The organism is Pseudoalteromonas sp. SaAl2, from assembly GCF_052947895.1.
Genome location: NZ_CM129605.1, coordinates 245,325 through 265,426, shown reverse-complemented (window position 1 = coordinate 265,426; position 20,102 = coordinate 245,325). Strand labels below are relative to the sequence as shown.

Here is a 20,102-nt window from a genome sequence, read left to right as displayed (position 1 = left end):
TTTGTGCAGCGGTAAAAATAGCCGCTACACTTAAATGTATAATAACAGTGTAACTGTAAACCTTAAGGGATAATTTAAATATGAATGTAGAGTTCATCAATCCTTTTCTAGCATCATTATTAAATGTATTGAGCACCATGGCGCAAACAGAATTAAAGCCTGGCAAGCCTAGAATTAAAAAAGATGAAATTGCCTGTGGTGATGTTTCAGGGCTAATCGGTATGGTTGGTCCACAAACCAGAGGCTCATTCTCGATTACTTTTGACGAAAGTTTAGCGCTTACCATCATGGAACGAATGCTTGGTGAACGTCCTGACTCTGTCAATGAAGAAGTAACTGACATGGTTGGTGAAATTACCAATATGGTAACAGGTGGCGCAAAAAACCTACTTGGTGAAAAAGGCTATGATTTTGATATGGCAACACCTATTGTAGTCTCAGGTTCTGAACATACTATTACCCACAAAAGTGAAGGTGCCAAGATATTAATTCCTTTCACTTCAGACTCAGGTAATGCAAATATCGAAGTTAGCTTTGATAAACTATGAGCTGGCTACAAAAAAGTATTAATTTGAAACCTCGCGAGCGAGGTTTTCATATTATTGACGATGAAATCACATCACAACTTCCCGAATTAACCAATTATAAAATAGGTTTACTCCACCTATTTATACAACACACCTCTGCAAGTTTAACAATCAACGAAAATGCAGATCCCACCGTACGTATGGATATGGAAAGCCACTTCAATAAATTCGTACCTGAATGCCAACCTTACTATCGTCACGATTATGAAGGTGATGACGATATGCCAGCCCATATAAAAACGAGTACTTTAGGCTGCGAGTTATCTATCCCTATTAACAATGGTCGCCTACAGCTCGGTACTTGGCAAGGTATTTACCTAGGTGAACACCGAGTTCTCGGCAGCAGCAGACGCATAATAGCAACCCTACAAGGGCTAATTTAGCTAGCTATAAAACTGCTAAAACTTTACTTTTATTATACCTGTAAGCTTCATACCGACACCTTATTGACCATTGATTTCCTAAGTAACCTACATCTACAAAAACTATAATAAAAACCTGATATAAGTAATAATCAGGTATAAACGCTTTTTATATTAAAGGAAGATAATAGCATGCTCGATTTTTGGTACAAAAAGCTACCTATGTACCCAAAAGACCATAAAGACTTTTGGCGCACAAAGTTGATAGCCCACACTTTGTTATTGGCAAGCTGCTATTTTGTAGTGTTAACCTTGCTAAATCTCTTCTATTTTGCAAGTTACGATATCGCTTTATTAGCGAGCAAAAGTTCGAAGATTCATCTGTCACTATAGAAGATTCATCTGTCACTATAAGTATAGGTTTAACAGAGTTACAGTCTGATGATACCGTTAAAAGTTGCCTCGAAAGAGCTGATAGTGCACTCTTTAAAGCCAAAAACAATGGCCGTAACACCGTTTATTATAGTGATAACAATTTAAAAATTGTGGCCTACCCTAACGCCTCGTAGGAGAGCGCTTTAGCGCCGATTGGCTTTAACGCACACCCAAAATCATCACGGCTGAAGCCATTCCCGAATTTCCTAACAATACTGCCCAGCGGCAAATCCACAGCTCCACGCATATTGGAAGTTATACCCGCCAAGCCAACCTGTCACGTCTGTAACTTCACCAATAAAATACAAGCCTTGGGCTTTTTTAGCCTCAAAGGTTTTTGAACTAAGCTCATTAGTATCTATGCCACCCAGAGTAACTTCAGCAGTGCGATAACCTTCTGTGCCATTTGGTTTGATTTGCCAATTATGAATGTAATTAGTTAACTCATCAATTTGGCTATGAGTGAGCTGATTAACATTACAATCAGGGATTGCTTTACTGTCATGTAAAATTTCAATAAACCGTTTTGGTAAAATAGCCGACAAACTATTTTTCAATGACTTTTGCGCTTGAGTTTCTCGCCATTGCGCTAATAGTTCTTTTAAATCAACTTCAGGTAAGAGGTTAATTGTTACCGCCTGCCCCGCTCGCCAAAATGAGCTTATTTGTAAAATGGCAGGGCCCGATAACCCCCTGTGTGTAAACAGAATATTCTCTTTAAAGCTCGTTCCATTCTCACTACTTACAACACAAGGAATACTAATACCAGACAAGCCTTCAAAGCGCTCTTTATCATGTTGGTGCAATGTAAATGGCACAAGTGCGGCCATTGTAGGTAAAACATTCAAACCAAACTGCTCAGCAATTTTATAGCCTATGGGGCTAGCGCCCAGTTTTGGCATGGTTAAGCCGCCAGCAGCAACCACTAGAGATTCACAATCGTAAGCATTTTGCTCAGTGATTACTCGGTAGCCACTATCTGTTCTTTCAACATTTAATACTTCATTACGAAGCGCTATATTAACACCCGCCCAGTCGCATTCAGTAAGCAAAATATCAACGATATCTTGAGCGCTGTTATCACAAAATAACTGACCTAGCGTTTTATGATGATAAGCCAAACCATGACGGTCAACCAACTCAATAAAATCATGCTGGGTATAACGACTTAGACACGATTTTACAAAATGAGGGTTACCGCATAAATAGTTCTCAGGACTCGCATTTTCGTTAGTAAAATTGCAGCGTCCACCACCACTAATGAGAATTTTACGACCGGGCTTTTTTGCCCATATCAAGTACTGTAACGCTTCGGCCACGGTAGCCAGCTTGCGCTGCACACATTAATCCAGCGGCTCCGGCGCCAATCACTATTACATCAACTTGGGTCATTTAATTATCTCGAGCAAAATTTTCTAGATTATAACAAATTTAGAGCAATACCATGAGTTGAATTTAATTACTGTGTTATTCGCAATAAAACAAATAACTCTCAACACACCAAAAACCAGCACTTTATAACTAATGCGCAATAAAAAACAACAACTAAATATCCATTTAGCCATATAAGCATCTCTATATAACCAAATTCGAGACAATCATAATAAAACGTTATTTTAACTATTTTAACAGATCATTTACTTTTGTTCCCCTTCACGATAATTCATTGCGAAGAAAAACCATAACAATCTAGGGATAATTATGACAACTACAACAAGTTTCAAAAAATGTGCGATAGCACTTACATTAGGTACACTCTTTAGCGCAACCACCAGTATGGCAAATCCAAGTCAAGCAATTATACCATCAATGGCTGAAACAGCGGCAAAACTTCAAGGCCAGGACCCTTTAGGTACTCGCTTTATTATTAAATATAAAAACAATAGTAGCGAAATGGCAACACTTTCTACCGCAGATACCAGCCCACAAATAATGAATAAGAAAGCACAGGGCTTTGTTAAAAACTTTACCAGTAAAAAAGGCAAAGTTAAGGCGCAGTATGTACGTGCAATGGCCTTGAGTAATCACCATGTTATGCGTGCCGAGAAAAAGCTAAGTCCTGATGAAGCACAAGAATATATGCAAGAAGTTATTGCTTCAGGCAATGTTGAATATATTGAAATTGACCAGATGCTAAAACCATTCGCCACGCCTAATGATCCAATGTATGCCGATCAATGGCATTACTATGAGCAAGCTGGCGGCTTAAACCTACCAACAGCTTGGGATACCGCAACAGGTGCAGGCGTTACTGTTGCTGTACTTGATACTGGTTATCGGCCACATATTGATTTAAACGGTAATATTCTACCGGGTTACGATATGATTTCAGATACCTTTGTTGCCAATGATGGTGGGGCACGTGATAACGATGCTCGCGACCCTGGTGATGCGATTAGCGCAAATGAATGTGGCTACACTCATGGTGCACAAAGCTCTAGTTGGCATGGTACGCATGTGGCAGGTACTGTTGCAGCTGTTTCTAATAATGGCGAAGGTGTTGCTGGTGTCGCTTATGACGCCAAAGTAGTACCTGTACGTGTACTGGGTAAATGCGGCGGCTTAACATCAGATATCGCTGACGGGATTATTTGGGCATCCGGTGGCTCAGTTTCTGGCATCCCAAGCAATGCAAACCCTGCTGATGTCATTAATATGAGTTTAGGCGGCAGTGGTTCGTGTAGCTCAACAACACAATCTGCAATTAACCAAGCTCGTGGCAATGGCACTGTCATAGTCATTGCTGCAGGTAACGATAACGATAACTCAGCTAACTACAACCCCGGTAACTGTAGCGGCGTAGTGAACGTTGCATCTGTTGGCCGTAATGGTGGCCGTGCGTACTACTCCAACTACGGTAGCAATATTGATGTTGCAGCCCCTGGAGGCGCACAAAGCTTTGCAAATGATTCTGAAGGCGTACTTTCAACACATAACTCAGGTTCATCAAGTCCTTCTAGTGATAGCTATCACTATTCACAAGGTACATCGATGGCCGCGCCACATGTTGCTGGTGTTGCAGCGCTAATTAAGCAAGCTAAACCATCTGCTACTCCTGATGAAGTCGAAAGCATTTTGAAATCAACTACACGCTCATTTTCAGCAACATGTACGAGCTGTGGTACGGGTATTGTTGATGCCGCAGCAGCGGTGGCAGCTGCCAGTGGTGGTACTCCTCCTGTTGGCAACAATGAGCTTCTTGATGGCCAAACACAAACTAGTTTAAGCGGTGCAGCAAGCAGTGAAGTCTTTTACACAATGACCATACCAAGTAGTGCAAGCAATGTTACTTTCACGATGAGTGGCGGTTCGGGGGATGCAGATTTATATGTTCGTGCAGGCAGTGCACCAACCACTTCAACCTACGATTGCCGCCCTTATAAAGGCGGTAATAGTGAGGAATGCTCTATCGATAATCCAACAGCAGGTACTTATCATGTAATGCTGCGTGGTTATTCTGCTTATTCTGGTGTTAGCTTAGTTGGTAATTTAACAACAACAGGTGGTGGTTCTGGCACCCCTCAAGCAGGCGGTGATACAGTTGAAAACGTATCTGCTAATGCAGGCCAATGGAAACATTATACTCTTGATGTACCAGCGGGTATGGCAAGTTTTACTGTGACTACTTCAGGTGGCTCAGGTGATGCAGATCTATTTGTTAAATTTGGTAGCCAACCAAATACTTCAAGCTACGATTGCCGCCCTTATAAAAATGGCAATACTGAAACCTGTACATTTAGCAATCCACAAGCCGGAACATGGCATATGAGCGTTAACGCGTATAGAACATTCTCAGGCCTTACCCTTGATGCTCAATACCAACCATAAATAAAGCGAGAGCGTCATTCAAGTCGCTCTGACATAACCAGTTTCCCCTGGTGATTTTTAGCCGAGCTTTTTTGCTCGGCTTTTTTATTAAAGCGTATTTAATACCGCCTCAGCTCGACTTACGGCAAATTCCTTATCCTGCTCAACATATAAACCTATCACCGTCTGGTCGTCGATAACCATGGCATAACGTATTGAACGTACACCACCAAAGCCAGCAGTATCTTTATCAAGTCCTAGCGCCTTGGTAAAACTAGCATCACCATCAGCAAGCATATTTATTTCTTGTGCGTTATGTTGTTCACCCCACGCCTTCATAACAAAAGCATCGTTCACCGAAACACAATAGATAGCATCAATGCCCTTCGCTTTGATTTTATCTGCAAACGTAACAAATTCAGGCAAGTGTGCATTTGAACAAGTTGGCGTAAACGCACCGGGCACTGCAAATAAAACCACTTTTTTATCTGCAAAAAGATCTTCATTTGTAAGTGTTTGCATTCCGTCATCAGTCAATTTAGTTAAACTTACAACTGGTAAATTTTGGCCTTGAGTAATCATTTTATTTCCTTAGCTTTAGTGTGAGTAGTAAGTGTAAAACGCAAATAATAACAATGCGATGAATTTCAATAAATTAAAAAGGGGGGCTTTATAACTAAAGCAAAAGTTTCGTTGTTCAGAGCAAACCATTAATGTTTGCGAGTTTGATCAGAATAAATTTCAACGCGGTAGTCAAGTACTTCGTCTCTTTACTCTCGCTAACTCGAGAACTATTTTTATCCATGGCACGCTACGGTGTATTGATTGACACTGTGAGGATCGCTATCGTGCTTTGTTTCAGACAACAAAAACCCCTTATATTGCTGTAACGGGTTTCTCTTCTTTGGAGCCTGGCGATGACGTAGTGCCCACAGCGGTAGAGAACAACATAAAACAAATGCGACACTATCATTGGTCGGGGCTCGCCTTCGAGCTGTTTCGCTTCACTACTGAGTTCAGTATGGGGTCTTGGCTACGAACTTTATCCGTGGGTTTCGTGATACTCAACCCACGCTACGGTGCTCAGGTTGACGTAGTGCGGCTCGCTAACTTTACTCTCGCTAACTCGCTTGCTATTTCACTTTCCTGCAAACGTAAAAAAGCCCGACTCTTTCGAATCGGGCTTTCTCAATTTGGAGCCTGGCGATGACCTACTTTCACATAACAAATGCTACACTATCATCGGCGCTGTTTCGTTTCACTACTGAGTTCGGCATGGGATCAAGTGGGTCCAAAACGCTATTGTCACCAAGCAAATTTGGGCGTTAATCCGTATCGCTACGCACTAACTGAATTTGGAAAATATCTGATAATATTTTTTAAGTCTTTCTAAGTAATATCTACTTTAGTCATATTAACTTCTGTCTAAACTGTCGCATAAAACGCGTTTGGCGTTGTATGGTTAAGCCTCACGGGTAATTAGTACAAGTTAGCTTAACATATCACTATGCTTCCACATCTTGCCTATCAACGTTGTAGTCTTCAACGGCCCTTCAGAGACTTTAAAAGTCTAGTGAGAACTCATCTCGAGGCCTGCTTCGCGCTTAGATGCTTTCAGCGCTTATCAGTTCCGAACGTAGCTACCGGGCAATGCCATTGGCATGACAACCCGAACACCAGCGGTTCGTTCACTCCGGTCCTCTCGTACTAGGAGCAACCCCTCTCAATTCTCAAACGCCCACGGCAGATAGGGACCGAACTGTCTCACGACGTTCTAAACCCAGCTCGCGTACCACTTTAAATGGCGAACAGCCATACCCTTGGGACCGACTTCAGCCCCAGGATGTGATGAGCCGACATCGAGGTGCCAAACACCGCCGTCGATATGAACTCTTGGGCGGTATCAGCCTGTTATCCCCGGAGTACCTTTTATCCGTTGAGCGATGGCCCTTCCATTCAGAACCACCGGATCACTATGACCTACTTTCGTACCTGCTCGACGTGTCTGTCTCGCAGTTAAGCTGGCTTCTACCATTACACTAACCGTACGATGTCCGACCGTACTTAGCCAACCTTCGTGCTCCTCCGTTACTCTTTGGGAGGAGACCGCCCCAGTCAAACTACCCACCAGGCACTGTCCGTAACCCCGATTCAGGGGCCAACGTTAGAACATCAAAACTACAAGGGTGGTATTTCAAGGACGACTCCACAAAAACTAGCGTCTCTGCTTCTAAGTCTCCCACCTATCCTACACATGTAGGTTCAATGTTCAGTGCCAAGCTGTAGTAAAGGTTCACGGGGTCTTTCCGTCTAGCCGCGGGTACACAGCATCTTCACTGCGATTTCAATTTCACTGAGTCTCGGGTGGAGACAGCGTGGCCATGGTTACACCATTCGTGCAGGTCGGAACTTACCCGACAAGGAATTTCGCTACCTTAGGACCGTTATAGTTACGGCCGCCGTTTACCGGGGCTTCGATCAAGAGCTTCGTCCGAAAACTAACCCCATCAATTAACCTTCCGGCACCGGGCAGGTGTCACACCGTATACGTCATCTTGCGATTTTGCACAGTGCTGTGTTTTTAATAAACAGTCCCAGCCACCTGGTCACTGCGGCTCCCGTCCGCTTAGAGAGTAAATCTCATCACAGATAGGAGCGTACCTTCTCCCGAAGTTACGGTACGATTTTGCCTAGTTCCTTCACCCGAGTTCTCTCAAGCGCCTTAGTATTCTCTACCTGACCACCTGTGTCGGTTTGGGGTACGATTCGGTATAATCTGAAGCTTAGAGGCTTTTCCTGGAAGTATGGCATCAGCAACTTCACACCCTTAGGTGCTCGTCTCGTGTCTCAGTCTTAGCAACCCGGATTTTCCTAAGTCACCAACCTACTCACTTTCACATGGACAACCATCGCCATGCTTGCTTAGCCTGCTCCGTCCCCCCATCGCAATTATACCAAGTACGGAAATATTAATCCGTTTCCCATCGACTACGCCTTTCGGCCTCGCCTTAGGGGTCGACTTACCCTACCCTGATTAACATGGGATAGGAACCCTTGGTCTTCCGGCGTGCGGGTTTTTCACCCGCATTATCGTTACTCATGTCAGCATTCGCACTTCTGATACGTCCAGCATACCTCCCGGTACACCTTCAACCGCTTACAGAACGCTCCCCTACCACTCAGAATAAATTCTGAATCCGCAGCTTCGGTGCATAGTTTAGCCCCGTTACATCTTCCGCGCAGACCGACTCGACCAGTGAGCTATTACGCTTTCTTTAAAGGATGGCTGCTTCTAAGCCAACCTCCTGGCTGTCTGGGCCTTTCCACATCGTTTCCCACTTAACTATGACTTTGGGACCTTAGCTGGCGGTCTGGGTTGTTTCCCTCTTCACGACGGACGTTAGCACCCGCCGTGTGTCTCCCGGATAGTACTTTACGGTATTCGGAGTTTGCAAAGGGTTGGTAAGTCGGGATGACCCCCTAGCCTTAACAGTGCTCTACCCCCGTAAGTATTCGTCCGAGGCTCTACCTAAATAGATTTCGGGGAGAACCAGCTATCTCCCGGTTTGATTAGCCTTTCACTCCAAGCCACAAGTCATCCCCTAACTTTTCAACGTTAGTGGGTTCGGTCCTCCAGTTGATGTTACTCAACCTTCAACCTGCTCATGGCTAGATCACCGGGTTTCGGGTCTATACCTTGCAACTATTCGCCCAGTTAAGACTCGGTTTCCCTACGGCTACCCTAATCGGTTAACCTCGCTACAAAATATAAGTCGCTGACCCATTATACAAAAGGTACGCAGTCACCCAACAAGTGGGCTCCTACTGCTTGTACGTACACGGTTTCAGGTTCTATTTCACTCCCCTCACAGGGGTTCTTTTCGCCTTTCCCTCACGGTACTGGTTCACTATCGGTCAGTTGGGAGTATTTAGCCTTAGATGATGGTCCACCTATATTCAGTCAAAGTTTCACGTGCTCCGACCTACTCGATTTCACTTAAAATGCATTTTCATGTACGGGACTATCACCCTGTATCGTGGCACTTTCCAGAGCCTTCCATTAACACATAATAAGCTTAAGGGCTGTTCCGGTTTCGCTCGCCGCTACTTCCGGAATCTCGGTTGATTTCTTTTCCTACGGGTACTTAGATGTTTCAGTTCTCCGCGTTCGCCTCGTTAACCTATGTATTCAGTTAACGATACCTGCAAGCAGGTGGGTTTCCCCATTCGGAAATCTTAGTCTCAAGTGCTTTTTACTAGCTCGACTAAGCTTATCGCAAGTTAATACGTCCTTCATCGCCTCCAACTGCCAAGGCATCCACCGTGTACGCTTAGTCACTTAACCATACAACCCAAACGGGTCTTTGTTTCGTGACAGTTTAACTTCGCCAGAAGTTAATATTGAATACTAAAGTAGATACCAATCAACAAACGTAAACGTTCATTAAATGGCACTGAATGATACTGCTATCATTCTTTTTACTTTTGAAAACTCTGTACAAATAACAATGTTATTCATACGAATTTTATTATCAGCTTTTCCAAATTTTTAAAGAGCATATTAATTAGTAAACTCAATGAGTAAACTAACTAACAATCATCTGTGTGGACACTACGAACAAATAAGTTCTAAATCGTATAAGGAGGTGATCCAGCCCCAGGTTCCCCTAGGGCTACCTTGTTACGACTTCACCCCAGTCATGAATCACTCCGTGGTAAACGTCCTCCCTAAGGTTAGACTATCTACTTCTGGAGCAACCCACTCCCATGGTGTGACGGGCGGTGTGTACAAGGCCCGGGAACGTATTCACCGCGTCATTCTGATACGCGATTACTAGCGATTCCGACTTCATGGAGTCGAGTTGCAGACTCCAATCCGGACTACGACGCACTTTAAGTGATTCGCTTACTCTCGCGAGTTCGCAGCACTCTGTATGCGCCATTGTAGCACGTGTGTAGCCCTACACGTAAGGGCCATGATGACTTGACGTCGTCCCCACCTTCCTCCGGTTTATCACCGGCAGTCTCCTTAGAGTTCTCAGCATTACCTGCTAGCAACTAAGGATAGGGGTTGCGCTCGTTGCGGGACTTAACCCAACATCTCACAACACGAGCTGACGACAGCCATGCAGCACCTGTATCAGAGTTCCCGAAGGCACCAAACCATCTCTGGTAAGTTCTCTGTATGTCAAGTGTAGGTAAGGTTCTTCGCGTTGCATCGAATTAAACCACATGCTCCACCGCTTGTGCGGGCCCCCGTCAATTCATTTGAGTTTTAACCTTGCGGCCGTACTCCCCAGGCGGTCTACTTAATGCGTTAGCTTTGAAAAACAGAACCGAGGCTCCGAGCTTCTAGTAGACATCGTTTACGGCGTGGACTACCAGGGTATCTAATCCTGTTTGCTCCCCACGCTTTCGTACATGAGCGTCAGTGTTGACCCAGGTGGCTGCCTTCGCCATCGGTATTCCTTCAGATCTCTACGCATTTCACCGCTACACCTGAAATTCTACCACCCTCTATCACACTCTAGTTTGCCAGTTCGAAATGCAGTTCCCAGGTTGAGCCCGGGGCTTTCACATCTCGCTTAACAAACCGCCTGCGTACGCTTTACGCCCAGTAATTCCGATTAACGCTCGCACCCTCCGTATTACCGCGGCTGCTGGCACGGAGTTAGCCGGTGCTTCTTCTGTCAGTAACGTCACAGCTAGCAGGTATTAACTACTAACCTTTCCTCCTGACTGAAAGTGCTTTACAACCCGAAGGCCTTCTTCACACACGCGGCATGGCTGCATCAGGCTTGCGCCCATTGTGCAATATTCCCCACTGCTGCCTCCCGTAGGAGTCTGGACCGTGTCTCAGTTCCAGTGTGGCTGATCATCCTCTCAAACCAGCTAGGGATCGTTGCCTTGGTGAGCCATTACCTCACCAACTAGCTAATCCCACTTGGGCCAATCTTTAGGCGAGAGCCGAAGCCCCCTTTGGTCCGTAGACATCATGCGGTATTAGCAGTCGTTTCCAACTGTTGTCCCCCACCTAAAGGCATGTTCCCAAGCATTACTCACCCGTCCGCCGCTCGTCAGCAAAGTAGCAAGCTACTCTCTGTTACCGCTCGACTTGCATGTGTTAGGCCTGCCGCCAGCGTTCAATCTGAGCCATGATCAAACTCTTCAATTAAAAGTTTTTATGTTCCGAAGAACAGCTCAATGAATTCTGAATTTATTTAATATCTTTCGATATTGAATTGACTGTGCTGAATAATTACTAAAAGTAACTATTCTGTTGGTCACTCAGTTTCAATTGAGACTCTAAATTTTTTGCCTTGCTTAGCGAACTAAGCCAGGCTGTTAGAACTCAATCTGTACGAGTGCCCACACAGATGATTGCTTTATATTGTTAAAGAACGTTGCGATTAAAGCGCTTTGCTTTACGTCGCTAGGGCTGCGCATGTTACGCTTTCCTATTTTTTTGTCAACACTTAATTTTAAACTTTATGATAAATCTAAACTCAAGTTTTACTCGACTTACTAAGTGACTTGCTTGCCTCGCTAAGCGTTGCCTGCTCTGCCGTCTCAGTGGGGTCGCATTATAGGGAGAACAGATTTTTACGCAAGCGTTTTTTAAAGTTATTTGCAATTAATTGGCATTTGGTATTATTTTCACACGAACAGCGTAAAAATACAGCTAAAGTATCCAAAAAATGACTTCTATAACCTACTTAACTTTATATTTAGCTAATATTCATACTATTAAAACTTAAATTATTACTTTAAAACGCACACTCAAGCTTGAATATAAAATAAAACGAATATACACTTTACTGCATATTCAATGTAAGGCGTTATTTATGAGTAATCAAACTTCAACTAAGCGTTCTGTTTTATTTCTTTGTACTGGTAACTCTGCTCGCTCACAAATGGCTGAAGCATTACTTCGTCACAAAGCAGGCGATCTATTTGACATCTCCAGTGCGGGCACATCACCAGAAATGATTGACCCCCGTACCTTAGATGCCCTTAAGAAATTTGGTTTAACTATAGATGATCTTAAATCTAACAGTGTCGATGAATTCTCAGGTCAAGAGTTTGACTTTGTTATTACCCTTTGTGATAAAGCGAATCAAGAATGCCGTAACTTCCCTGGCGCCAAAGCACAATTAGCTTGGGACTTCCCTGATCCTAAAGAACGATGCTGTAATAACCCTTTTTCTACCACATTAAGTGAATTAAATAATCGCTTGTCGATGTTTTTACTTTTAGAAAACAAAAATCAGCCAGATAATAAGGCAGCATCAAGCCAACGTATTGATGAACAAATCTCTGAACTTGATAACCATACTATTGATCCTATTTCATTTTATAAGTGCTTAACTGACGACATACGTTTAAAAACACTGATGCTCACTAATTATCACGGTGAATTGTGTGTATGTGAATTGATGGAAGCGCTACAAGAAAACAGCCAACCTAAAGTGTCACGTAATTTAGCAGTATTAAAGCGAGCGGGCATAATCACAGATAGAAAGCATGGCCAATGGGTTTTTTATAAAATTAATCCAGAACTTCCTATATGGATAAAAAAAGTGATCAGCGAAACCACCGAAAATAATATTTCGCTGATAGCTAAAAATTTAGAAAACCTTACTAATATGTGTAACCGCCCAAGCAAAACTGACTTTTGCCGCTAAGTATAGGAGATTAAAATGGGAATTTTCGAACGTTATCTATCACTCTGGGTTGGTTTAGCCATTATTACTGGTGTATTACTTGGTCAATGGCAGCCTGAAGTGTTTCAAATGATTGCTGATTTTGAGGTGGCCCACGTAAATATTGCTGTCGCTGTATTTATTTGGGTGATGATCTTTCCGATGATGGCACAAATTGATTTCTCATCAATTAAAGATGTCGGTAAAAACCCTAAAGGGCTAATACTGACACTAATAATAAACTGGTTAATCAAACCTTTTACTATGGCCGCTTTAGGCTGGTTATTCTTTAACTTTGTATTTGCCGATTTGGTTGATGCACAAACAGCACAAGAGTATATAGCTGGCATGATTTTACTTGGTGTAGCTCCCTGTACTGCTATGGTGTTTGTATGGTCGCAACTCACTAAGGGTGATGCCAACTACACGCTCATCCAAGTCTCTGTTAATGATGTCATTATGATTTTTGCATTTGCACCTATCTCTGCTTTGTTGTTAGGTGTCAGTGATATTCAAGTGCCATGGGAGACACTACTTATATCAGTGGTGTTGTATGTATTACTACCATTAACCGCTGGGGTACTCACCCGCAAGGCATTAAACAAAGGTAAAGACGAGCAAGCGTTAAATCAATTTTTAGCGAAGTTAAAACCTTGGTCTATGGTTGGCTTGATCGCAACTGTCGTTCTACTATTTGGTTTTCAAGCGAATACGATTCTGGCAGAGCCGCAAACAATCGTGTTAATTGCTATTCCGCTGATCATTCAAACCTATGGCATTTTTGTTATTGCATATGCTGCGGCTATTTGGATGAAGCTGCCGCAAAAAATAGCAGCGCCTTCTTGCTTAATTGGCACCTCAAACTTTTTTGAACTCGCTGTCGCTGTGGCTATTTCATTATTTGGCTTACATTCTGGTGCCGCATTAGCAACGGTTGTTGGTGTATTAGTAGAAGTACCCGTGATGTTATCGCTAGTTGCCATTATAAATCGCACCCAACATTGGTTTAAATAAAAGGAATAACAGATGCAACGTCACCCATATGACACATTAATTTTAGACAATGGCGCAAAGCTTATTTTTACACCTTGCCCTGGCAGCAAAGAAGCATCGCTTGAAGAGTCAGTTATCACATTGCAACAAGCTGGTACGAATATAGTACTCACCTTGATGCACGATGAAGAGCTTGCAAAAAACAATGCCGAGCAACTGCCAATATTGTGCAAACAGCACAATATAACTTGGTTGCAACTGCCAATTTTAGATGATGCAGCGCCAGCACAGGAATTTGCAACACAATGGCAAGAACATAAAAGCACCATTGTTAACGCAGTAAAAAATCAAGCCACTATCGCCGTACACTGTAAAGGTGGTTCGGGTAGAACGGGCTTAGTAATAGCCCTTATTTTATTAGCGCATGGCATGCCTAGTGACGAGATAATTAAGCAAGTCCAAAACATTAGGCCAAATGCGTTAAGAAATACACACCAACTAAATTATTTTAACTCGCAGTTATAATCAGTATTAAGGAATAAACAATGACTATTAAAGTAGGTATAAATGGTTTTGGCCGGATGGGTCGATTATCAATGCGCGCAGCATTTGATTGGGATGATATAGAAATTGTTCAAATCAACGACCCTGCCGGTAACGCCGCAACATTTGCCCATTTAATGACGTTTGATTCAGTGCACGGTAAATGGCACCACGAAGCAAGCCATACTGACGATACTATTATCATAAATGGTAAAACCATAGCTTTTACGCAAAACACAAAAACCCAAGACACGGATTGGTCACAATGTGATGTGGTAATTGAAGCTTCTGGTAAAATTAAAACTAAAGCACTACTGCAAGCTTACCTTGATCAAGGTGTAAAACGCGTCGTAGTTACGGCACCAGTCAAAGAGGACGGTATTTTGAATGTTGTAATGGGTGTGAACGACCACCTTTATAACAAAGAAACTTACCCAATAGTTACCGCAGCATCGTGTACAACTAACTGTTTAGCGCCTGTTGTAAAAGTTATTCATGAAAAAATTGGTATTAAACATGGCTCAATCACCACGATTCATGACATTACCAATACCCAAACAATTATTGATGCGCCGCATAAAGATTTGCGCCGTGCGCGCTCATGTGGCACGAGTTTAATTCCAACAACAACAGGTTCAGCAACGGCTATTACGCATATATTCCCTGAATTAAAAGGTAAATTAAACGGCCATGCTATTCGTGTCCCACTAACGAATGCATCAATCACAGATTGTGTGTTTGAGCTTGAACGTGGTACTTCTATTGATGAAGTAAACGCTTTACTTAAAGATGCCGCAGCTGGTGAGCTAAAAGACATCATGGGTTATGAAGAACGCCCTCTGGTATCTATCGATTATAAAACCGACCCTCGCTCAAGCATTATAGATGCACTATCAACTATGGTGATCAACGACACACAAGTGAAACTCTACGTGTGGTACGACAATGAGTGGGGTTATGCAAATCGTACGGCAGAGCTGGTACGTAAAGTTGGCCTAGCCGATAAGGAATAGTTGACCGTGGATCGATTAAAAGCACTTCCGCCACAAATCAAACAATACCTAGTTATTACCGGTAATTATTGGGCGTTTACCCTGACTGATGGCGCGCTACGCATGCTTGTAGTGCTGTATTTCCACCAGCTTGGTTACAGCCCGCTTAGCATAGCGATGTTGTTTTTGTTTTATGAAATTTTTGGGGTAATCACTAATTTAGTGGGCGGATGGCTTGGCGCTCGATTCGGTTTAAATAAAACCATGAACATTGGTTTAGCCTTGCAAATAGTATCGCTAGCCATGCTCATGGTACCTGTTGACGCACTCACTGTTATTTATGTTATGGCAGCACAGGCGTTATCTGGGATCGCAAAAGACCTCAATAAAATGAGTGCAAAGAGTGCAATTAAACTCCTTGTACCAAAAGATGCGCAAGGCCAGCTATATAAATGGGTCGCTATATTAACTGGCTCTAAAAATGCGTTAAAAGGGGTTGGTTTCTTTTTAGGTGGCGTATTGCTGACTTTGCTTGAATTTCATGGCGCAATACTCGCCATGATTTGCATGCTTACAGCAGTATGGCTATTTAGCTTATTCGCGTTAAAAGAAGACTTAGGCAAAGCTAAAAACAAAGCTAAATTTAGTGAGTTATTTTCAAAGAGCAAAGCCATTAATGTACTCTCCGCGGCGCGTTTATTTTTATTCGGCGCCAGAGATGTCTGGTTTGTAGTGGCACTGCCAGTATTCTTAGCTGCAACATTTGACTGGGATCACTGGTGGGTTGGCGGCTTTATGGCAAGCTGGGTAATTGGCTATGGCATAGTGCAATCATTTGCGCCTGCTTTTACTGGTAAAAAGTCAGGGCAAGTACCCAATGGCCGTAGTGCATTTTTATGGGCTAGCTACTTAACCATCATTCCTGCACTGATAGCCTTAGCGCTGCATTATGATTTTTATATACAAGCAGCCATTATTATCGGCTTACTGATCTTTGGTGCAGTCTTTGCCATTAATTCATCCTTACACAGCTATTTAATTGTCAGCCTAGCTGATAGCAATGGCGTGTCTCTGGATGTAGGTTTTTATTACATGGCCAACGCCATGGGCAGATTACTAGGTACGGTACTGTCGGGTTGGGTATATCAGCAATACGGGCTTGAAGCCTGTTTATGGATTTCAAGTTTATTTATTGCCTTAGCCGCCCTGCTCTCACTGGCATTGCCACAACAAGCCGAAGTATCGGCACAATAATTTAATCCATTCCTGCATGGTGTTTACTATGCAGGGCTTTACATTTTCTAAATAAGACAACTAACACCTCACTAAATTACCCGAATGTGGAACGATTAATGCATTATTTTGACACTAACAAACATGTCAATATATAGTCGCACGGGACGCACAATGAATCTAACCAACATACCTTCATCATTAATTACTGATCCAAATTTTTTAAAGCAAACCCAAGCAGGAACACAACCCGTGGACCAAGCTGAAGATAACTCATCAGTTGCGGAAAAAGATACAGATGAAAACACCGCGCAAGATGATACGAATACTGATGAAACGGCACAAACCACTCAGCAACAAATGATTACAAACATAAAAACACTACAAGAAAAAATACGCGCACTTGAAGCAGACACCAGCCTGACAAAAGCGGAGCAGCAAACACAAATTGGCGAATTACAGCAGGAATTAGACAGTGAGTTAATTTCGATACAATTGAGCGTTAAAAAGAATGTATCTACGCTAATGGGGAGTTTATTTTCATCAGCAGGAAACACCAGCTCCGGCCTGTTTTTTAATCATAGTGCTTAATCACAAAAAAGGCGAAAGTTACCTTTCGCCTTATCACCGTTGAGCTTAACAAAAAATATTTACCATTAACTTTCAGTTGTTTCTTCAACTTTTTTATCGCCACGCTTACCTTTTTTATGGCCTTTATCTTTCATTTTTTTAGCAAAACGTTTTTTCATTTTGCCATACTTTTCGCGTTGCTCAGCATTCAAGATTTGCCAAACTGTATGTTCCATCTTAAGTTTTTGCATAGCAAATTTTTCAGCTTTGGCTTCACGTGAGTCAATAAGCTCTTGTGCTGCATTTTCATCAAATGTCGCTTTTGCTAACAACACATCCATTTTAGCTTTGAATGCTTCGCGCTCAGCTTTACGGGCATCTTTATCGCCACGCATTGCTTTCATTTGCTCTTTTTGCGCTTCAAAAGCGGCTTTTAATTGCGCTTGCTGCTCTTGTGTTAAATCTAACTTTTCAGCACCACGCTCCGAAAGTAAGAAACGTGCTTCATGTGGGCCTTTATGATGCATACCACCTTTTGCCATAGCAACACCTGTACCAAGTGTTGCTGTTGCTAATCCACAGATTAATACTAGTTTAGTTAGTTTACGTGTGATCATAATCATTACCTCTTGGTTGGGAATATTATTCACTTTGGCTGCTGCCTTAGCGAGTAAGTGAACTATAACAACTGCAATGCAAAGCAACGCAAATGAGTGTAAAGGTTATGTAAAGATTACCATTTATACACTTTACTGGGTAAAATGTAGTTATTGCAGCATAGCGAGGTTGGCTAAATGAAATTATTAATGATTGATGATGATACAGGGTTATGCGAACTCCTGAGCGAGTACCTAACAGCGCAAGGCTATACCGTTGAGTGTGTTCATGACGGAGAGCAAGGACTAAAAAAAGCACTTGAGTACGACTACGCGCTTATTTTACTTGATGTCATGCTGCCTAAACTAGATGGCTTTGAAGTGCTCAAACAGTTAAGGCAAAAAAAGTTAACCCCAGTAATAATGCTTACTGCAAAAGGCGAAGATTTCGATCGCATTTTTGGTCTTGAGCTCGGTGCTGATGATTATATTCCTAAGCCTTTTAATCATCGGGAATTACTCGCTCGAGTAAAAGCAATTACCCGTCGCATCGAACATATCGCAAGCTTGAGCAACACCAGCTCTAATAAACTAACCGTTAATAATATTATTATTAACCTTGCAGCACGCGAAGCTTATGTTGACAACAACGAGCTCAGCCTAACTGGCACAGAGTATGAAGTACTGGCTTTATTAGTAAAAAATGCTGGCGAAGTAGTAAGTAAAGAACAAATTAGTGAGGAAGTACTGGGCAGACGCTTAGCCTCTTTTGATCGTTCAATCGATATGCACGTCAGCAATATTCGTAAAAAAATTGCAGAGTATAATAGCTCTGAACGCATTAAAACTATGCGAGGAACTGGCTATGTCTTCATCCGCGGAGAGTAAGAACACCCGCTTGGCTTGGTTAAAGCACCCTAAAGACTTTTTATTTTTTAAAATCTTTGCCTGGTTTTGGCTAACCGTTATCGGCACGATCACCGCTTTGATCTTTTTAAGTAACATTGCTACGAACCAAGTAAGCACTGAAGAGTTACGCGGTCCAATGAAAAAAAATCTTGAGTACACAGCCAAGAGTATTGAACGCAGTGCCATAAAACACAAAAAAAACGGCAGCTGAAATATTAAATCATCCCCGGCTAACCAAGCGCAAGTTACTCTATTTAAACTCTGATCAAGCAGAAAACTCATTAACCAGTCGCCTACCTGCTGATGATGTGGATTTAAACATACTCAACTTTACTAAGACGATGTCGCCGCAAGTGATCTTCACAGAAAGCTATCAAGCGTTTGGTCCAGTTATGGTAAACCTACCGGAGGGGACGTTCTACCTTTACGAAATCGATGAAAGCCACCCAGCACCGTTTTTAATACGATTAAAGCTAATGCCAATTTGGCTAAAGACCACGATTGCCTTGCTCGCTTCACTGACCCTGAGCTTTATTTTTAGCCGTAACTTAATCGCCCCCATAAACCACTTAAAGCAAGCAGCAATAAAGCTCTCAAAAGGAGACTTAGCTGCTCGCGCAAATATTAATGAAAATAGACGAGATGAGTTGGGTATTTTAGGCAGAGACTTTAACAGTATGGCCAGCCAAATTGAGCAATTAGTTACAGCGCAAAAGCGTCTGTTAGCTGATATTTCTCATGAATTGCGCTCCCCTCTCACACGCTTAAAAATGGCAACAGGCCTTGCGCAAATGCAAGCATCTGATGCAAACCAAACATATTTAGAGCGGATAGAAAAAGAGGCAAATCAACTTGATAAAATGATTGCCGACGTACTGCAAGTTTCGCGATTAGAAGCCAAAAGCCAAACTTTGTCATTACATAAACAATCAATGCAAGTTATTATTAATCATGTACTTAACGACGCCCAATTTGAAGCTAAGCAATGCAATAAAACTTTACTGGTTGAAGGTGAGCTTAACCTAGATATTTATTGTGATGAAAGCCTTATCGCCAGTGCCCTGGAAAATGTATTACGTAATGCGATTAAATACGCTGAGCATACCATCACCATAAAGCTAGCACTAACACAGACCATTAACATTGAAATAAATGATGATGGCCCAGGTGTCGAACCTGCTAACTTAACCCGATTATGCGAGCCTTTTTTAGGCAATCAGATGCCAGAGATAGAACAAGCGGTGGCACCGGTCTAGGCTTAGCCATTGCTAAAAACGCGATTACAGCGCACGCAGGTAACTTAACCCTGCATAATCAGAAGCAGAGCGGTCTTAGCGTTAAAATTGTTTTACCCATTAAGAAGCAACAATAA

At 42.6% G+C, this 20,102-nt stretch carries 13 protein-coding genes, 3 rRNA genes and 2 pseudogenes; 12 read left to right on the top strand and 6 right to left on the bottom strand.

Annotated features, from left to right (window positions below):
- Positions 1-80 precede the first annotated feature (80 nt).
- The 3 genes from ACU8V8_RS01245 to ACU8V8_RS01235 all read left to right on the top strand — a co-directional run bounded on the left by ACU8V8_RS01245 (position 81) and on the right by ACU8V8_RS01235 (position 1,518).
- A complete protein-coding gene (locus ACU8V8_RS01245) occupies positions 81-548 on the top strand; it encodes a chemotaxis protein CheX (protein WP_087531175.1) in 468 nt (155 codons plus the stop codon).
- Complete coding sequence (locus ACU8V8_RS01240) at positions 545-970, top strand: secondary thiamine-phosphate synthase enzyme YjbQ (RefSeq protein ID WP_446888570.1); 426 nt, start codon at positions 545-547, stop codon at positions 968-970. Before ACU8V8_RS01245 ends, ACU8V8_RS01240 begins: the two co-directional genes overlap by 4 nt.
- Positions 971-1,197: 227 nt before the next feature.
- Positions 1,198-1,518 carry a diguanylate cyclase domain-containing protein gene (locus ACU8V8_RS01235; RefSeq protein ID WP_446888569.1) on the top strand — a complete coding sequence of 107 codons (321 nt, stop codon included), beginning with the start codon at positions 1,198-1,200 and terminating at the stop codon, positions 1,516-1,518.
- 72 nt (positions 1,519-1,590) lie between these two features.
- Here the strand turns inward: ACU8V8_RS01235 and ACU8V8_RS01230 are convergent.
- A pseudogene (locus ACU8V8_RS01230) lies at positions 1,591-2,776 on the bottom strand (NAD(P)/FAD-dependent oxidoreductase).
- Between the two features lie 309 nt (positions 2,777-3,085).
- Here ACU8V8_RS01230 and ACU8V8_RS01225 point away from each other — a divergent pair.
- Positions 3,086-5,212: a S8 family peptidase gene (locus tag ACU8V8_RS01225; protein WP_446888568.1), complete on the top strand. Its 2,127-nt coding sequence runs from the start codon at positions 3,086-3,088 to the stop codon at positions 5,210-5,212.
- Between the two features lie 87 nt (positions 5,213-5,299).
- Here the strand turns inward: ACU8V8_RS01225 and ACU8V8_RS01220 are convergent, their stop codons facing one another.
- The 4 genes from ACU8V8_RS01220 to ACU8V8_RS01205 all read right to left on the bottom strand — a co-directional run bounded on the left by ACU8V8_RS01220 (position 5,300) and on the right by ACU8V8_RS01205 (position 11,366).
- Positions 5,300-5,773: a redoxin family protein gene (locus ACU8V8_RS01220; protein WP_446888567.1), complete on the bottom strand. Its 474-nt coding sequence runs from the start codon at positions 5,771-5,773 to the stop codon at positions 5,300-5,302.
- A 616-nt stretch (positions 5,774-6,389) separates the two neighbouring features.
- Positions 6,390-6,504 (bottom strand): 5S ribosomal RNA (gene rrf / locus ACU8V8_RS01215).
- Between the two features lie 145 nt (positions 6,505-6,649).
- Positions 6,650-9,536: ribosomal RNA gene (locus ACU8V8_RS01210) — 23S ribosomal RNA — on the bottom strand.
- Between the two features lie 294 nt (positions 9,537-9,830).
- Positions 9,831-11,366 (bottom strand): 16S ribosomal RNA (locus ACU8V8_RS01205).
- Together the 16S, 23S and 5S rRNA genes form the textbook arrangement of a ribosomal RNA operon.
- A 670-nt stretch (positions 11,367-12,036) precedes the next feature.
- On the opposite strand from ACU8V8_RS01205, the gene ACU8V8_RS01200 reads away from it, so the two are divergent.
- From ACU8V8_RS01200 to ACU8V8_RS01175, 6 genes are all read left to right on the top strand, one after another.
- Positions 12,037-12,876, top strand: a complete 840-nt coding sequence (locus ACU8V8_RS01200; RefSeq protein WP_446888566.1) for a metalloregulator ArsR/SmtB family transcription factor — start codon at positions 12,037-12,039, stop codon at positions 12,874-12,876.
- A gap of 15 nt (positions 12,877-12,891) precedes the next feature.
- Positions 12,892-13,908: an ACR3 family arsenite efflux transporter gene (gene arsB / locus ACU8V8_RS01195; protein ID WP_446888565.1), complete on the top strand. Its 1,017-nt coding sequence runs from the start codon at positions 12,892-12,894 to the stop codon at positions 13,906-13,908.
- A 12-nt stretch (positions 13,909-13,920) separates the two neighbouring features.
- Positions 13,921-14,412: a phosphatase domain-containing putative toxin gene (locus tag ACU8V8_RS01190; protein WP_446888564.1), complete on the top strand. Its 492-nt coding sequence runs from the start codon at positions 13,921-13,923 to the stop codon at positions 14,410-14,412.
- Between the two features lie 20 nt (positions 14,413-14,432).
- Positions 14,433-15,443, top strand: coding sequence for an ArsJ-associated glyceraldehyde-3-phosphate dehydrogenase (locus ACU8V8_RS01185; RefSeq protein WP_446888563.1), 1,011 nt, complete (start codon positions 14,433-14,435; stop codon positions 15,441-15,443).
- A 6-nt stretch (positions 15,444-15,449) separates the two neighbouring features.
- Positions 15,450-16,676, top strand: a complete 1,227-nt coding sequence (gene arsJ / locus ACU8V8_RS01180) for an organoarsenical effux MFS transporter ArsJ (RefSeq protein ID WP_446888562.1) — start codon at positions 15,450-15,452, stop codon at positions 16,674-16,676.
- A 153-nt stretch (positions 16,677-16,829) separates the two neighbouring features.
- Positions 16,830-17,246 carry a hypothetical protein gene (locus tag ACU8V8_RS01175; RefSeq protein WP_446888561.1) on the top strand — a complete coding sequence of 139 codons (417 nt, stop codon included), beginning with the start codon at positions 16,830-16,832 and terminating at the stop codon, positions 17,244-17,246.
- Positions 17,247-17,311: 65 nt separating this feature from the next.
- Here ACU8V8_RS01175 and ACU8V8_RS01170 read toward each other — a convergent pair whose 3' ends face one another.
- Positions 17,312-17,842 carry a periplasmic heavy metal sensor gene (locus ACU8V8_RS01170; RefSeq protein WP_446888560.1) on the bottom strand — a complete coding sequence of 177 codons (531 nt, stop codon included), beginning with the start codon at positions 17,840-17,842 and terminating at the stop codon, positions 17,312-17,314.
- Positions 17,843-18,019: 177 nt separating this feature from the next.
- On the opposite strand from ACU8V8_RS01170, the gene ACU8V8_RS01165 reads away from it, so the two are divergent.
- Positions 18,020-18,709: a response regulator gene (locus tag ACU8V8_RS01165; protein WP_446888559.1), complete on the top strand. Its 690-nt coding sequence runs from the start codon at positions 18,020-18,022 to the stop codon at positions 18,707-18,709.
- Positions 18,687-20,102 (top strand): annotated as a pseudogene (locus ACU8V8_RS01160) (ATP-binding protein). Before ACU8V8_RS01165 ends, ACU8V8_RS01160 begins: the two are co-directional and overlap by 23 nt.

Coding starts and splice junctions, on each gene's coding strand:
- ACU8V8_RS01200 (WP_446888566.1), top strand. CDS start 12,037: ATGAGTAATCAAACTTCAACTAAGCGTTCTGTTTTATTTCTTTGTACT.
- ACU8V8_RS01240 (WP_446888570.1), top strand. CDS start 545: ATGAGCTGGCTACAAAAAAGTATTAATTTGAAACCTCGCGAGCGAGGT.
- ACU8V8_RS01170 (WP_446888560.1), bottom strand. CDS start 17,842: ATGATCACACGTAAACTAACTAAACTAGTATTAATCTGTGGATTAGCA.
- ACU8V8_RS01190 (WP_446888564.1), top strand. CDS start 13,921: ATGCAACGTCACCCATATGACACATTAATTTTAGACAATGGCGCAAAG.
- ACU8V8_RS01225 (WP_446888568.1), top strand. CDS start 3,086: ATGACAACTACAACAAGTTTCAAAAAATGTGCGATAGCACTTACATTA.
- ACU8V8_RS01175 (WP_446888561.1), top strand. CDS start 16,830: ATGAATCTAACCAACATACCTTCATCATTAATTACTGATCCAAATTTT.
- ACU8V8_RS01185 (WP_446888563.1), top strand. CDS start 14,433: ATGACTATTAAAGTAGGTATAAATGGTTTTGGCCGGATGGGTCGATTA.
- ACU8V8_RS01220 (WP_446888567.1), bottom strand. CDS start 5,773: ATGATTACTCAAGGCCAAAATTTACCAGTTGTAAGTTTAACTAAATTG.
- arsB (WP_446888565.1), top strand. CDS start 12,892: ATGGGAATTTTCGAACGTTATCTATCACTCTGGGTTGGTTTAGCCATT.
- ACU8V8_RS01245 (WP_087531175.1), top strand. CDS start 81: ATGAATGTAGAGTTCATCAATCCTTTTCTAGCATCATTATTAAATGTA.
- ACU8V8_RS01165 (WP_446888559.1), top strand. CDS start 18,020: ATGAAATTATTAATGATTGATGATGATACAGGGTTATGCGAACTCCTG.